The organism is Microbacterium sp. RU33B, assembly GCF_900155915.1.
Lineage (GTDB): Bacteria > Actinomycetota > Actinomycetes > Actinomycetales > Microbacteriaceae > Microbacterium.
The window spans coordinates 81,821-96,892 of sequence record NZ_FTPO01000003.1; the positions used below are offsets into that span (position 1 = coordinate 81,821).

General features: G+C 67.6%; 16 protein-coding genes. All 16 read left to right on the forward strand.

All coding sequences use genetic code 11. The features are described from left to right. Positions 1-42: 42 nt before the first annotated feature. The 16 genes from B0B14_RS13750 (at position 43) to rplC (ending at position 15,071) form a co-directional block, all read left to right on the forward strand. Positions 43-339 (forward strand): WXG100 family type VII secretion target, encoded by a 297-nt coding sequence (locus B0B14_RS13750; RefSeq protein ID WP_076682895.1) that lies wholly within the window; start codon positions 43-45, stop codon positions 337-339. Between the two features lie 65 nt (positions 340-404). Next, complete coding sequence (locus B0B14_RS13755) at positions 405-728, forward strand: hypothetical protein (protein WP_076682897.1); 324 nt, start codon at positions 405-407, stop codon at positions 726-728. After that, a complete protein-coding gene (locus B0B14_RS13760) occupies positions 725-2,026 on the forward strand; it encodes a hypothetical protein (RefSeq protein ID WP_076682899.1) in 1,302 nt (433 codons plus the stop codon). Before B0B14_RS13755 ends, B0B14_RS13760 begins: the two co-directional genes overlap by 4 nt. Beyond that, complete coding sequence (locus B0B14_RS13765) at positions 2,026-2,700, forward strand: hypothetical protein (RefSeq protein WP_076682901.1); 675 nt, start codon at positions 2,026-2,028, stop codon at positions 2,698-2,700. The genes B0B14_RS13760 and B0B14_RS13765 overlap by 1 nt, the downstream gene beginning before the upstream one ends. Then, the gene (locus B0B14_RS13770) at positions 2,693-3,352 is read left to right on the forward strand and encodes a hypothetical protein (protein WP_143733732.1); all 660 of its coding nucleotides are present in this window, start codon (positions 2,693-2,695) and stop codon (positions 3,350-3,352) included. The genes B0B14_RS13765 and B0B14_RS13770 overlap by 8 nt, the downstream gene beginning before the upstream one ends. Further along, a complete protein-coding gene (locus B0B14_RS13775; RefSeq protein ID WP_076682905.1) occupies positions 3,342-3,932 on the forward strand; it encodes a hypothetical protein in 591 nt (196 codons plus the stop codon). Before B0B14_RS13770 ends, B0B14_RS13775 begins: the two co-directional genes overlap by 11 nt. Positions 3,933-4,215: 283 nt before the next feature. Beyond that, a complete protein-coding gene (gene rpsL / locus B0B14_RS13780; protein ID WP_017201609.1) occupies positions 4,216-4,584 on the forward strand; it encodes a 30S ribosomal protein S12 in 369 nt (122 codons plus the stop codon). Positions 4,585-4,589: 5 nt separating this feature from the next. After that, entirely contained in the window at positions 4,590-5,060 is a 471-nt protein-coding gene (rpsG, locus tag B0B14_RS13785) for a 30S ribosomal protein S7 (RefSeq protein WP_076682907.1), read from the forward strand. A gap of 106 nt (positions 5,061-5,166) precedes the next feature. Beyond that, positions 5,167-7,281, forward strand: coding sequence for an elongation factor G (gene fusA, locus B0B14_RS13790; protein WP_076682909.1), 2,115 nt, complete (start codon positions 5,167-5,169; stop codon positions 7,279-7,281). A gap of 165 nt (positions 7,282-7,446) precedes the next feature. Beyond that, the gene (gene tuf, locus B0B14_RS13795) at positions 7,447-8,640 is read left to right on the forward strand and encodes an elongation factor Tu (RefSeq protein ID WP_076682911.1); all 1,194 of its coding nucleotides are present in this window, start codon (positions 7,447-7,449) and stop codon (positions 8,638-8,640) included. Positions 8,641-8,793: 153 nt separating this feature from the next. Next, entirely contained in the window at positions 8,794-9,831 is a 1,038-nt protein-coding gene (locus tag B0B14_RS13800; RefSeq protein ID WP_076682913.1) for a LacI family DNA-binding transcriptional regulator, read from the forward strand. A gap of 198 nt (positions 9,832-10,029) precedes the next feature. Continuing rightward, positions 10,030-11,349 carry an ABC transporter substrate-binding protein gene (locus tag B0B14_RS13805; protein ID WP_076682915.1) on the forward strand — a complete coding sequence of 440 codons (1,320 nt, stop codon included), beginning with the start codon at positions 10,030-10,032 and terminating at the stop codon, positions 11,347-11,349. A gap of 89 nt (positions 11,350-11,438) precedes the next feature. Beyond that, on the forward strand, positions 11,439-12,431 hold the full coding sequence (locus B0B14_RS13810) for a carbohydrate ABC transporter permease (RefSeq protein WP_076682917.1): 993 nt from the start codon (positions 11,439-11,441) through the stop codon (positions 12,429-12,431). Beyond that, positions 12,428-13,375 (forward strand): carbohydrate ABC transporter permease, encoded by a 948-nt coding sequence (locus tag B0B14_RS13815; RefSeq protein WP_076682919.1) that lies wholly within the window; start codon positions 12,428-12,430, stop codon positions 13,373-13,375. Before B0B14_RS13810 ends, B0B14_RS13815 begins: the two co-directional genes overlap by 4 nt. A gap of 720 nt (positions 13,376-14,095) precedes the next feature. Then, entirely contained in the window at positions 14,096-14,404 is a 309-nt protein-coding gene (gene rpsJ, locus B0B14_RS13820) for a 30S ribosomal protein S10 (RefSeq protein WP_013584016.1), read from the forward strand. A 7-nt stretch (positions 14,405-14,411) separates the two neighbouring features. Then, entirely contained in the window at positions 14,412-15,071 is a 660-nt protein-coding gene (rplC, locus tag B0B14_RS13825; RefSeq protein ID WP_076682921.1) for a 50S ribosomal protein L3, read from the forward strand. Position 15,072 lies beyond the last annotated feature (1 nt).

Genomic DNA, 15,072 nt, shown 5'->3' on the forward strand with positions numbered 1-15,072 from the left:
AGCCTGGGACCGCACTCGATCAGGACGACTAAGGGGTACATCGTGGCGAACATCAACGTGACGTACGGCGACATGACGGCGGCTGCGGGCCAGCTCGTCACCGGCAAGGGCATCCTCGAGGACAAGCTCAACGAGCTGCAGCGCCTCATCGGCGACCTCGTCGCGAGCGGCTTCGTGACCGACTCGGCCTCCGGCGCGTTCCACGAGTCGTACACGCAGTTCACGACCGGAGCCACCCAGACGATCGGCGGACTCCAGGGACTCTCCGACTTCCTCAACGCGGCGGCATCCGCCCTCGGCGACACCGACACGCAGCTCGCCAGCGCCATCCGCAGCTGACGATCTGAACGAAGGCCCCACCGGCTGCGCCGATGGGGCCTTCGCTCGTGCCGAAGGGGAGGGCCATGGATCAGCTCATCGTCGACACTCTCGTGCTCGACGCCGCACGCATCGACGTGGATCGCATCCACTCGGAGTTCACGGAGGCGACCGCGCGCACGGATCGGCTCGCGGATGCCGTGGGCCATGCGGCCCTCGCCGAGCGGGTGCAGGCGTTCGCCGACAACTGGGATCACCGTCGCAGCGAGCTCGCGGAGCAGCTGGCCGTCGTCCGCGACAACCTCGCCGTCATCGTCGACGGCTTCTCTCAGACCGACCAGGAGCTGGCCAAGGCGCTGACCGAGCAGGCCGACACCTACCCGCCCCGGATGGCGGCGGTGCCGGTATGAGCCGTCCCACGGACTGGAGCCCGGTCGGCTACGGATCCGATCCGGTGCCCGGTGACCCCGGTCGTGTCCTCACGATCGGACGGATGTACGTGGGAACGGCCGACGCGATCGACCGCGCCGCGAGCAACCTCACCCGTGCGCTGGGCGACGAGTTCGGCCGCGCCGAGTCGATCGACGCGATCCGCGGCCAGGCGGAGGAGGTCGCGCGCCGCATCGGCATGGCCGAGGAGCGGTACCGCGGGGTCGGGGACGCCATGATCGCCTACGCCGCGAAGCTCCAGGCGGCCCAGGCCGAGTCCGCGGCCGCGCTGAGCGACGCCGAGGCGGCCGAGGGCTCGCAGTCCACGGCGAACTACTGGGTGCGGTACTACGAGGACAGGATCGCCGATCCGGCGACCCCTCCCGCGAACCTCCCCCACCTCCGCTCGCAGCTCTCGACGTGGGAGGCGAAGCAGTCCGCGGCCCAGGGCGGCGTGAGCTCCGCGATCGCCCGGGTCGCCACGGCCGTGACGACCCGCGACAGCGCCGCGGAGGTGGCGATCGCCGACGTCCGGCTCGTCGAGAACAGCGGAGACCTGAACGACGGCTTCTGGGACGACGTGTCGCAGTGGGTCGCGGAGCACAAGGACGTCCTCGACATCATCGGGAACATCCTCAGCGGCCTCGCCGCGATCGCGGTCTTCGTCGCGCTGCTCGTGCCCGGGCTCAATCTCATCGCCCTGGCGATCATCACGGTCAACCTGGTCTACACCCTCGCCAACAGCGCCCTCCAAGCGGCGACGGGCAACATGACGACGGGCGAGGCGATCCTCTTGATCGGCATGGCCGCGCTGAACTTCGTCGGCGCCGGCGCGATCGTGAAGGTCGCGGCGACCGGCGCGAAGACCGCGACGGTCACCGCTCTCCGGGCGCTCCCGGGGGCGACCCGGGGCGGCTCCCATCGCCTGGTGCAGGCTGCGATGCGCAGCGCGACGACGACGACCATGCCGCAGAAGACGCTCCAGACGCTCCAGGTCGTCGGGGTCGACCCCCGGAGGTGGGCGCAGGTGCACGCGCTGTCCACCCTCAAGCTCAACGGGGCGCTGGTCGCCCCGGCGGCCGCCGACACGGCGACCCGCGCCCTGGCCGCGGTCGCCGGAGTCAACGGCATCACGACGATCGCCGGCATCGCGCTGAACGGCACGATGTCCGAAGCACTCCCGCAGGCGGTCCTGCCCTGGCGACTCTACGGCGATCCCGAGGTCGCGGGCATGGGGTCGGGTGAGTCGGCCGTCGTGAGCCACTACGGCACCTGGTGATGACCGCAGCGACGAAGGGCGAGACCGTCGGCAGGATCGCCGCATGGATCGTCGCCGTGGCATCCGTCCTCTCCACGGTCGCCCTGGTGCTCGTCCCCCTGGGCGGACAGCTCGCGGCGGCGATCGCGTGGACGCGCGCGCAGAAGGACGCGTGCCTGGAGGGTGCCGTCCCGTGCGCCATGAGCACCGTGCCGTTCGGCCCCTGGCTCGCCTGGTGGGCCGCGGGGTGGGCCGCCGTGATCCTCGTGGCCCTGCTCGTGTGCTGGTCGCCGCGGCGCTGGTGGACGCCGAGAGGCGACGTCACCCCGTTGCGCCCCGGGGTCTTCTCCACGCCCGAGTGGTTCCGGATGCACGCCGGCGCGGGGTTCCTGATCATCCTCCTCGGCTTCGCCGTCACGGCCGGTCGGTACAGCGACATGCCGGTGTGGGGGTACGGGTGGGGGAGCGCCATCGCCCTGGTGACCGCCGTGCTCGCCACGGTGTGCATCCGCTCCACCGCGGATCGCCTCGACGAGCGGACGCGCGCAGGACTCGCCCGCGGCTACGCCTTCTGGCTCTTCCCGTCGGAGGTCCGGCTCCGCGCCAGAGCGCGCGCACCGCACGACGGTGCCGCGGGCCCTCGGGCCCCCGGACCCCGTGCGGCGGCACGCCGACGGGAGCGCGGTCGTGGCTGAGCTGCGCGGGCTTCCCTCCCTCGCGGTGCTGCTGCCCGAGGGATGGGTGCGGTTCCGTTTCGACGACACCGTCGACGCTCAGGTCGACGGCGCCGTCGCGGTCATCCTGAGCGGCGTGGAGACCGGCCGCCGGGATCTCGCACGCGTCCAGCTGCGCCGGTTGCTCGCCGACATGGTCGCGCGGGCGAGGGGGAACGCGTACGAGCTGTGGATGCCGATCGCGCCGACGGGTGGCGTCACGATCCCGGTCACGATGACGGTCGCGCCCTCGCCGGCGGTGCTCGACCCCGCACGGCCGGCGGGCGATCACCTGACGGCCTTCGCGGCATCCGCCCCCGATGCGCGCTTCATCGACGTCGGTGGGCGCCCTGCGGTCCGCATCGCTGCCGATGTCGCCGGCGCCCGGAATGCGGCGGGCGAATGGACCGAGATGCCCCGACGGCGGATCACGACGCTGGTGAGCCCCGCCGAGGACGGCGAGTGGCTCGTGTTCTTCGCGGAGATCGTCGTGCCGCAGGACGGCGCCGCCGAGATCGTCGCGGCATGCGAGTTCTTCGTCGACGCCTTCCTCACCACGGTTCGCTTCCCCCCGGGACGGGGCGGGCCCTCCGGCGCCGACGACCACAGGGGGCGGGCATCCGATGACCGATGAGCGGTACCGCATCGAGTATCCGGAGGGGTGGATCGGAATCCCCCGCTTCGGCGCAGGCGAGATGTTCGCCGACGCCGAGGCGTGGGCGGCGGCGCTCGCCGCAGAGCTGACCGACGACCTCGGGCTCTTCACGCGGCGCGGTCAGCGCCGTACGGCGCTCGCCGACACGTTCGCGTTCGTCGCGCGCGAACTCGAGGCGGGTGGGGCGGATGGGGGCTACATCTGGCTCGAGACGCTCGACGGACCGCTGTTCTTCGTCGCGGTGCAGGGTCTGGTCCGCAGCGACATCGGCGATGCGAGCGCGCGCGAGCTGGCCGGCGCGGACGGCTCGGGGGACTACGTGCCGCCGATCGTCCAGGAGATCGAAGCCGACGCCGGCGACCGAGGCGTCTACGTCGAGCGGCACTCTCCGCTGGATGCCGATCAGCCCCTCGCGCAGGTCGTGAGCGGAAGCTACGCGTTCGAATCGCCCGAGGGCGTCGTCCTGATGCAGATGTCCACCCTCGACATGGCCGGGTACGAGCGCTTCCGGCCCCGCTACGAGGAGTTCGCCCGCACGTTCGCATGGGACCGCGGCTGACCCGCGGCAGCACCCGGACGCGCGTTTGCCCGCGTCCGTAATACCGCGTATCATTGGGCGGGTGTGCGCTCACGCGCGCCGTCCCGCGTGCCTCGGCATCCGGTGGGGCGTGGGGCCACACACAGGGATCGTCCTGCGAACAGGCCGCCCCCACGGCATATCCACCACACAATCGCGTCGGTCTTCCGCCGCGCCGGTGGATCTGTGGTGAAAACACCATCGCTGTCACCGTGCAGCACCTGCGCCACGTCTCTGACACCGCGCAGCATGAGAAGGAGAGAACGTGCCAACCATTCAGCAGTTGGTTCGCAAGGGTCGCTCGCCCAAGGTCACCAAGACCAAGGCGCCGGCGCTCAAGTCGAACCCGCAGCAGGCCGGGGTCTGCACCCGCGTCTACACGACCACGCCCAAGAAGCCGAACTCGGCGATGCGCAAGGTCGCCCGTGTCAAGCTCCGCAACGGCACCGAGGTCACCGCCTACATCCCCGGTGAGGGACACAACCTGCAGGAGCACTCGCTCGTGCTCGTCCGCGGTGGTCGTGTGAAGGACCTCCCGGGTGTCCGCTACAAGATCGTCCGCGGCGCGCTCGACACGCAGGCCGTCAAGAACCGCAAGCAGGCTCGCAGCCGCTACGGCGCGAAGAAGGGCTGAGGACCATGCCTCGTAAAGGACCCGCACCCAAGCGCCCCGTCGTCAACGACCCGGTATACGGCGCACCCATCGTCACGTCGCTCGTGAACAAGATCCTCGTCGACGGCAAGAAGTCGCTCGCCGAGTCGATCGTGTACGGCGCCCTCCGCGGCGTCGAGGGAAAGAACGGCCAGGACGCCGTCGCGACGCTCAAGAAGGCGCTCGACAACGTGCGCCCGACCCTCGAGGTCAAGTCCCGCCGCGTCGGTGGCTCGACCTACCAGGTGCCGGTCGAGGTCAAGCCTCACCGCGCCAACACGCTCGCCCTCCGCTGGCTCGTGAGCTACGCCAAGGGCCGTCGTGAGAAGACCATGACCGAGCGCCTCCAGAACGAGATCCTGGATGCCTCGAACGGCCTGGGTGCCGCGGTCAAGCGCCGCGAAGACACCCACAAGATGGCCGAGTCGAACCGCGCCTTCGCGCACTACCGCTGGTAAACCCCCCGACAGGCTCGGGGGCCGGCGGCTCGCCCCGTCCGATCCCCGAGCCTGTCGAAGGGCCCGCGCCCCACGACACTCGAAACCACACGTAAGGAAGCATCCCGTGGCACAAGACGTGCTCACCGACCTCACCAAGGTCCGCAACATCGGCATCATGGCGCACATCGATGCCGGCAAGACGACGACGACCGAGCGCATCCTGTACTACACGGGAACCAACCACAAGATCGGCGAGACGCACGACGGCGCATCGACGACCGACTGGATGGAGCAGGAGCAGGAGCGTGGCATTACGATCACCTCCGCTGCTGTGACGTGCTTCTGGAACAAGAACCAGATCAACATCATCGACACCCCCGGCCACGTCGACTTCACGGTCGAGGTCGAGCGCTCGCTCCGCGTGCTCGACGGCGCCGTCGCCGTCTTCGACGGCAAGGAGGGCGTCGAGCCCCAGTCCGAGACCGTCTGGCGTCAGGCCGACAAGTACGACGTCCCGCGCATCTGCTTCGTCAACAAGATGGACAAGCTCGGCGCCGACTTCTACTTCACCGTCGACACGATCGTCAACAAGCTCAAGGCGAAGCCGCTCGTCATCCAGCTGCCCATCGGCGCCGAGAACGACTTCGTCGGCGTGATCGACCTCGTCGAGATGCGCGCGCTGGTCTGGGCCGGAGACGCCAAGGGTGATGTCACCATGGGCGCCAAGTACGACGTCCAGGAGATCCCGGCCGACATGGCCGAGAAGGCCGCGGAGTACCGCGAGATCCTCCTCGAGACGGTCGCCGAGTCCGACGAGGAGCTTCTCGAGAAGCACTTCAGCGGAGAGCCCCTCACGGTCGCCGAGATCAAGGCCGCGATCCGCAAGCTCACGGTCAGCTCGGAGCTGTACCCCGTGCTCTGCGGTTCGGCATTCAAGAACCGCGGCGTCCAGCCGATGCTCGACGCGGTCATCGACTACCTCCCTTCGCCCCTGGACGTGCCCGCCATCGAGGCGCACGACCCGAAGAACGAAGAGATCGTCATCGAGCGCCACGCCGACCGCGAAGAGCCCTTCACAGCCCTCGCGTTCAAGATCGTGACGCACCCCTTCTTCGGTCGTCTGACCTACATCCGCGTCTACTCGGGTCACCTCGACTCGGGCAGCCAGGTGGTCAACTCGACCAAGTCGAAGAAGGAGCGCATCGGGAAGATCTTCCAGATGTACGCGAACAAGGAGAACCCGGTCGACTCCGTCACCGCCGGGCACATCTACGCGGTCATCGGCCTCAAGGACACCACCACGGGCGACACGCTCTCCGACGCGCAGCACCAGGTCGTGCTCGAGTCGATGACGTTCCCCGAGCCGGTCATCGAGGTCGCGATCGAGCCCAAGACGAAGGCCGACCAGGAGAAGCTGGGTCTCGCGATCCAGAAGCTCGCGGAGGAGGACCCGACGTTCCGCGTCGAGCAGAACTCCGACACCGGTCAGACCGTCATCAAGGGCATGGGCGAGCTGCACCTCGACATCCTGGTCGACCGCATGAAGCGGGAGTTCAAGGTCGAGGCCAACGTCGGCAAGCCCCAGGTCGCGTATCGCGAGACGATCAAGAAGACCGTCGACCGCCACGACTACACGCACAAGAAGCAGACCGGTGGATCGGGTCAGTTCGCCAAGATCCAGTTCGCGCTCGAGCCCCTCGAGGTCACGGCCGACAAGACGTACGAGTTCGAGAACAAGGTCACCGGTGGCCGCATCCCGCGCGAGTACATCGCCCCCGTCGACCAGGGCTTCCAGGACGCCATGAACGTCGGCGTGCTCGCCGGCTACCCCATGGTGGGCGTGAAGGCGATCCTCATGGACGGCGCATCGCACGACGTCGACTCCTCCGAGATGGCGTTCAAGATCGCGGGCTCCATGGGCTTCAAGGAGGCCGTCCGCAAGGCGAACCCCGTCATCCTCGAGCCGATCATGTCGGTCGAGGTGCGTACTCCCGAGGAGTACATGGGCGACGTCATCGGCGACCTGAACTCGCGTCGTGGCCAGATCCAGTCGATGGAGGATGCCCAGGGCGTCAAGGTCGTGCGGGCACTCGTCCCGCTGTCCGAGATGTTCGGCTACATCGGCGACCTGCGCTCGAAGACCTCGGGCCGTGCCGTCTACTCCATGGAGTTCGACAGCTACGCCGAGGTGCCGCGCAACGTCGCGGACGAGATCGTCCAGAAGACCAAGGGCGAGTAAGCCCTTCGGATGCTGCGACGCCCTCTGAGGGTGTCGCAGCATCCGGCTCCACAACTTCACAGAAACCGCAGTACCTCTCTCCACTAAAGTGGAGACCAATCCCCGTAGAGAACCGGTCGCAATCCAGCGCCCGGACCATCTACACGACTGTCCTAGGAGGACCCAGTGGCTAAGGCCAAGTTCGAGCGGACCAAGCCGCACGTGAACATCGGAACGATCGGTCACGTCGACCACGGCAAGACCACGCTCACCGCAGCGATCTCGAAGGTGCTCGCCGACACGTACCCGTCGGCCACCAACGTGCAGCGCGACTTCGCGTCCATCGACTCCGCTCCCGAGGAGCGCCAGCGCGGCATCACGATCAACATCTCGCACGTCGAGTACGAGACGCCGAAGCGCCACTACGCGCACGTCGACGCCCCCGGTCACGCCGACTACATCAAGAACATGATCACCGGCGCGGCCCAGATGGACGGCGCGATCCTCGTGGTCGCCGCCACCGACGGCCCGATGGCTCAGACGCGTGAGCACGTTCTGCTCGCCAAGCAGGTCGGCGTTCCGTACCTGCTCGTCGCGCTGAACAAGTCCGACATGGTCGACGACGAGGAGATCCTGGAGCTCGTCGAGCTCGAGGTCCGCGAGCTGCTGTCGTCGCAGGACTTCGACGGCGACAACGCGCCCGTCGTGCGCGTCTCGGGCCTCAAGGCGCTCGAGGGCGACGCCGAGTGGACCGCCAAGATCCTCGAGCTCATGGAGGCCGTGGACTCGTCCGTGCCGGACCCCGTGCGCGACAAGGACAAGCCGTTCCTCATGCCCGTCGAGGACGTCTTCACGATCACCGGTCGTGGAACGGTCGTCACGGGCCGCGCCGAGCGCGGCACGCTGAACATCAACTCCGAGGTCGAGATCGTGGGTCTGCGCCCGACGCAGAAGACGATCGTCACCGGCATCGAGATGTTCCACAAGCAGCTCGACGAGGCATGGGCCGGCGAGAACTGCGGTCTCCTGCTCCGTGGCACCAAGCGCGACGATGTCGAGCGTGGTCAGGTCGTCGTCAAGCCGGGTTCGGTCACGCCGCACACCGACTTCGAGGGCACCGCGTACATCCTCTCCAAGGAGGAGGGTGGCCGTCACAACCCGTTCTTCACGAACTACCGTCCGCAGTTCTACTTCCGCACCACGGACGTCACCGGCGTCATCACGCTGCCCGAGGGCACCGAGATGGTCATGCCCGGTGACACCACCGACATGACGGTCGCGCTGATCCAGCCGATCGCCATGGAAGAGGGCCTCGGCTACGCGATCCGTGAGGGTGGCCGCACCGTCGGCGCCGGCACGGTCACGAAGATCATCAAGTAAGTCCTTCGAGACTCACTGAGAACGCCCCTCGGCTTCGGCCGGGGGGCGTTCTCGCGTTCGGATCCGGCCCTGCGCCGAGGCTCCGTCCACAGGTCCCCTGAGTTAGCCAAACGTTTTGCCTTATGATCTTTCCGGGGGCGCGGAAGGGGCGATATGGGCAGGGCCGCCAGTGGCTCCAAGCCGGTGGGCATCGAAGACGTCGCGCGAGCCGCGGGCGTCTCCATCACCACGGTGTCCCACGCGATGAACGGTCGGGGCCACGTCTCCGTCAAGACGCGGGAGCGCGTGCGCGAGGTCGCAGCGTCGCTCGGCTACGCGCCCAACCGCATCGCGAGCGCACTGCGCAGTCAGCGCTCCCACATCATCGGCTTCGTGTCGGACAGCATCGCGACGACCCCGTACGCCGGACGCGTGGTGTTCGGGGCGCAGGATGCCGCGGCGGCCCGGGGTCAGCTCCTCGTCGTCGTGAACTCCAACAGCGACTCCGCGATCGAGACGGCGCAGATCTCCGCGCTCATGGCGCAGCAGGTGGACGCCGTGATCTATGCGCGCATGTTCCACCGCGACTCCGACACCCCCGCGCAGCTGCGCAGCGTGCCGACGGTGCTCATCGACACCGTCGACACCGCGGGCGTGATCCCCTCGGTGGTGCCCGATGAGCAGCAGATCGCCCGGCTGGCGACGCAGACGCTGCTGGATGCCGGACACACCCGCATCGCCCATCTGACCGTCGCGACTCCCGGGCCCGCCGTCGACGGACGCATCGAGGGCTACATCGCCACGATGACCGACGCCGGTCTGGAGCCGGTGGTCGTCGCGCCTCCCGGCATCGGCAACGCCACCGCCGGACGCGAGGCCTTCGCGCAGCTCGCCGCCTCCGGGGGAGAGACCCCCACGGCGGTCTTCTGCTTCAACGACCCGATGGCGATGGGGGTCTACCAGGCGGCGATCCGCGCAGGCATAGGCATCCCCGACGACCTCTCGGTGATCGGCGTCGACGACTTCCTGCCGGTCGCAGCCGAGCTGCTGCCGGGCCTGACGACCATCGCGCTGCCGCACTACGAGATGGGCGTCTGGGCCATCGACACGGCCCTCGCCATGCTCGACGGTGCGCGGGCGGCCGATGCGCACGTCGAGAGCCGCATCGCCGGACGCCTCGTCGAGCGAGGATCGGTCGCGCCGCTCGCATAACGTCTGGCGAACGACCGGAGCAAGGGGCTATCCCCGTGGTGCACGGCGGGCGTATCGTCCGTTGCATGGCACGGCACGGGGGTCCGATCGTTATTGCAGTGTGATGCAAATCGATTTACTCCGCGCGATCCACTGGATAGCGTGAGGGTCACGAAAACGTTTTGGGCGCCGTAGCCCCAACGAAAGGACGAGGTAAAGATGCTTCGACACCGCATCATCGGTCTGGGCGTCATCGCCGCAACCGCTGTGGTTCTCGCCGGCTGCTCCGGCGGAGGTGGCGGGGGCGAGTCGGGTGGCGGCTCCGCCGAGACCGTCTCGATCATGGGCGCGTTCACCGACGCCCAGGCCGCCGCCTTCCAGGCCGATCTCGACGAATGGTCGAAGGAGAGCGGGATCACCGTCAAGTACGACGGCAACACCGACTTCCAGACCGCCGTGGTCGCCCGCGCGACGGCGGGCAACCCGCCCGACATCGCCATCTACCCCCAGCCCGGCGTGCTCAAGAGCCAGACGAACACGCTCTTCCCGCTCGAGGACCTCGGCATCGACGTCGAGGGCATCATCGCCGACGAGGCGAACGGCCTGGGCACGATCGCACAGGTCGACGGGAAGACGTTCGGCCTGCCGTACTCGATCAACGTCAAGTCGCTGGTCTGGTACAACCCGGCCGCATTCGCCAAGGCCGGCCTCGAGATCCCGACGACGGATGCCGAGATGACCGCGCTGAGCGAGAAGATCAAGGCCGACGGCCTGGGCTACCCGTGGTGCGCGGGCATCGAATCGGGCGGCGCGACCGGATGGGGCGCGACCGACTGGCTCGAGGAGTACGTGCTGCGCTACGGCGGGCTCGACACCTACAACGAGTGGATCACCGGCGACGTCAAGTTCGACAGCGAGATCGTGAACAAGGCCGGCGACAAGGTGGCCACCGAGCTCCTCGCCGACGGCCAGGTCAACGGCGGCGGCCCTGCCATCGCCACGACCTCCTTCCAGACGGCGGGCAACCAGCTCTTCGTCGAGGGCAAGGACAACGGACAGTGCTTCATGATGCGTCAGGGTTCGTTCATCGCGGACTTCTTCCCCGACGACATCAAGGCGCAGATCGCGGCGGGCGACCTCTCGAACATCGACTTCTTCCAGCTCCCCTCGCCGGAGGGCACGGAGAACGCGATGCTCGGCGGCGGCGACCTGGTCGGCGCGTTCACGAACAACGAGTCGACCAAGGCGGTCGTGGAGTACATCACCGGTAAGGACTTCGGTTCGAACGGGTACGCCAGCCAGGCGATCTTCCTGTCGCCGCACAACGACTTCGACGCGTCGCTGTACACGACGGAGTTCCAGAAGAAGTCGCAGGAGCTGCTGAAGGACGCCACGCTGTTCGGCTTCGACGCCTCCGACCAGATGCCGGGCGAGATCGGCTCCGGTGAGGAGTGGACGCAGCTCACGAGCTGGTTCGCCGGGCAGACGACGATGGAGAGCGCGTTCCAGGCCATCGACGCCGCGTTCCCGACCGATTGATCGATTCCGCGTGAACAGGGCGGCGCCGGGCTGAGGCCCGGCGCCGCCCCACACCCTCACCAACCTCACAACGACGTCAGGCGGTACAGATGGCAATTCTCAGTGCAGTCGTCTCCGTGCTCATCGGACTCGCGGTCTCGTTCGCGATCTTCTGGGCACTCAACTGGGTCGTCGAGCGAACGAACGACCGGTGGAAGGCGCGGCTCCTGCCGTACGTCTTCCTCTTCCCGGTCATCATCCTCGTCTCGATCTTCCTGCTCTATCCCGCGATCCGCACGCTCATCGACAGCTTCATGCAGGCGAGTCAGCGGCGCGGTGAGGGCTCGACCTTCGTCGGCTTCGACAACTACATCTCGCTGTTCACCGACGCCGGCTTCCTCGGCGTCCTGCTGAACAACGTGCTGTGGGTCCTGGTCGTCCCGGCCGGCTCCGTGCTCATCGGTCTCATGGTGGCGGTGCTGACCGACAAGCTCGGCAAGCGTCGCGAGACCGCGTTCAAGGCCATGATCTTCCTGCCCATGGCCATCTCTGGCGTCGCGGCGGCCGTGACCTGGCGGTTCATCTACTTCTACGCACCCGAGGGCCAGCCGCAGATCTATCTGCTCAACGCCATCTGGAGCGCATTCGGCGGAGACCCCGTGCCGTGGATCACGATGAACGCGGGCCGGCTCAACAGCTTCCTCATCATGGTCATCGCGATCTGGCTGCAGGTCGGCTTCGCGATGGTCCTGCTGTCGGCGGCCATCAAGGGCGTGCCGGAGGAGACCATCGAGGCGGGTCGCCTGGACGGCGCATCCGAGCGGCGGCTCTTCTTCAACGTCGTCGTCCCGCAGATCCGGGGCACGATCATCGCGGTGTTCGTCACGATCGTGATCTTCGTCATGAAGGTGTTCGACATCATCTACGCCATGACAGGCGGCCAATACGACACGAGCGTGCTCGCGGTGGAGTTCTACGCGCAGCTGTTCAGCTTCCAGAACCCCGGCAAGGCCGCGGCGGTCGTGATCGTCCTCATGATCGCGGTCGTCCCGCTGATCGTCTACCAGGTCCGCAGCTACAAGTCCCAGGAGGAACTCCGATGAGCGTCGTTCCCACCCCCGTCATCGACGATCAAGGCACGCGCGAGATCGTGACGATGAACGGAAAGAAGAAGCGGCGGGCGGTCGCCGCAGACAAGCCCCGGCCCCGCATCCTCGTCACGATCATCATGGGCGTGATCGCGGTCGCGTGGCTGTTCCCGCTCCTCGGGCTGCTCATCACGAGCCTGCGGACGAAGTCGGCCGTCGACTCCAGCGGATGGTGGACGGTGTTCACCGACCCGTTCAACGCCGGATGGACGTTCGACGCCTTCGGTCAGGCCTGGACGGCGCTCGACGTCGGCACGACGTTCTGGAACTCGATGGCCGTCACCATCCCGGCGACGATCCTGCCCGTCATGATCGCCGCGATGGCGGCCTACGCCTTCACGTTCTTCCAGTTCCGGGGCAAGGAGTTCTACTTCGCCATCGTCCTGGGGCTCATGGTCGTGCCGGTGCAGCTCGCCATCATCCCGGTCCTGCAGCTGTTCGTGTGGATCGGCAACACCACCGGCATCCAGATCATCGGGCAGTACCCGGCGGCCTGGATCGTGCACTCCACGTTCGCGCTCCCGCTGGCGATCTACATCCTGCGCAACTACATGCAGACGCTGCCGAACGCGCTGATCGAGGCGGCACGCGTCGACGGCGCGAGCCACTTCCAGATCTTCTGGCGGCTCATCGTGCCGATGTCGGTGCCCGCACTGGCGTCGTTCGCGATCTTCCAGTTCCTCTGGGTGTGGAACGACTTCCTCGTGGCGTACATCTTCATCCAGTCCGGTCCGAACGCCGTGATGACGCAGGGGCTGTACACGCTGCTCGGTCAGTACGGCCAGGGCTGGCAGCGCGTCGCGGCGGGGTCGTTCATCACCCTCGTCGTGCCGCTGGTGATCTTCTTCGCGCTGCAGCGGTTCTTCGTGCGAGGACTCACCGCCGGCTCCGTCAAGTAGGACCCCGGCTGGTCGGGCCCGCATCCCCTCATCGGGGATGCGGGCCCTTCGCCGTCCGCGAGCGACGCGACGCGCCGATATATCGCCCGTGAGATTGACCGTCCGGCACGCGAGCGGATACCTTCTGCGGAGAGGAGACGTTTCCGCGCACGCCTGGGGCACTGCGCGCGGAAGCGGACTGGGGATTCCGGGAGGACGCCGCCGCGCGGCGCCCGGGTGATGACACAGGGTGTGTCATGGCTGCGGCAGGATGCTCGTCGACGGCATCCGCTTCGGCCGCCCCTGTGCAAGCGGCGAGGGCGGGTCACCCCCAAGACCCACCCTCGCCGCCCGAGGGCGGGCATGCGCCACGCCGTCCGACACGCCCGAGTTTGCGACACGCCCGGGCTGCACGTAGACTAGACAGGTTCCACATTCCTGCGTGCCTCCGGCGCGCATGGATCACTGCCAGGGCAGTGCATAGGCGGCGCGTGACGCGCAGAGTCCTAGGCCGCGGGCAGCAGAACAAGACATCCGATTCCTCACCTGGGAGACCAGGCCGTGCGCGTGCGTGCGGGGGAGCCGGATACCGGATGCTCCGGCAGCCGGATTGACAGCAGAACAGCGGTGCAGCATCGCCGGTGAGAGCCGGCGGGAGTGCCCTGGTGCGTCGCGAACGCGAAGCGCCACCGTGCGTCCGATGCCCACAGAGGTATGACGCGGAATGAGAGAGAGCAGACAATGGCGGGACAGAAGATCCGCATTCGCCTGAAGTCGTACGATCACGCCGGCCTCGATTCGTCGGCCCGCAAGATCGTCGACACCGTGACCCGTGCAGGCGCGACCGTCGTGGGCCCCGTGCCCCTTCCGACCGAGAAGAACGTCGTGTGCGTCATCCGGTCGCCCCACAAGTACAAGGACAGCCGCGAGCACTTCGAGATGCGCACCCACAAGCGCCTCATCGACATCATCGACCCGACGCCCAAGGCCGTCGACTCGCTGATGCGTCTCGACCTCCCGGCCGACGTCAACATCGAGATCAAGCTCTGAGGTCGACATGCCTGATATCAACTCCAAGGTTTCCAAGGGACTGCTGGGCACGAAGCTCGGCATGACCCAGGTCTGGGACGAGAACGGCAAGCTCGTTCCCGTCACCGTCATCGAGATCGCCCCCAACGTGGTCACCCAGGTCCGCACGCCCGAGAAGGATGGCTACAAGGCCGTCCAGATCGCGTACGGCCAGATCGACCCGCGCAAGGTGAACAAGCCCCTCACGGCTCACTTCGAGGCCGCCGGCGTCACGCCGCGCCGTCACCTCACCGAGATCCGCACCGCTGACGCCGCCGAGTACTCGCTCGGTCAGGAGCTCACGGTCGACGGCACGTTCGAATCCGGCCAGCTCGTCGACGTCGTCGGCACGAGCAAGGGCAAGGGCACCGCCGGTGTCATGAAGCGTCACAACTTCAAGGGAATGGGCGCATCGCACGGTGCGCACCGCAACCACCGCAAGCCCGGCTCGATCGGCGCCTCGTCGACCCCCAGCCGCGTCTTCAAGGGTATGAAGATGGCCGGCCGGATGGGTGGCGAGCGCGTCACCGTCCTCAACCTCAAGGTGCACGCCGTCGACGCCGAGAAGGGTCTGCTGCTCGTCAAGGGCGCCGTCCCCGGTGCTCGTGGCCGCATCGTCTACGTCCGCAACGCAGTGAAGGGTGCCTGAA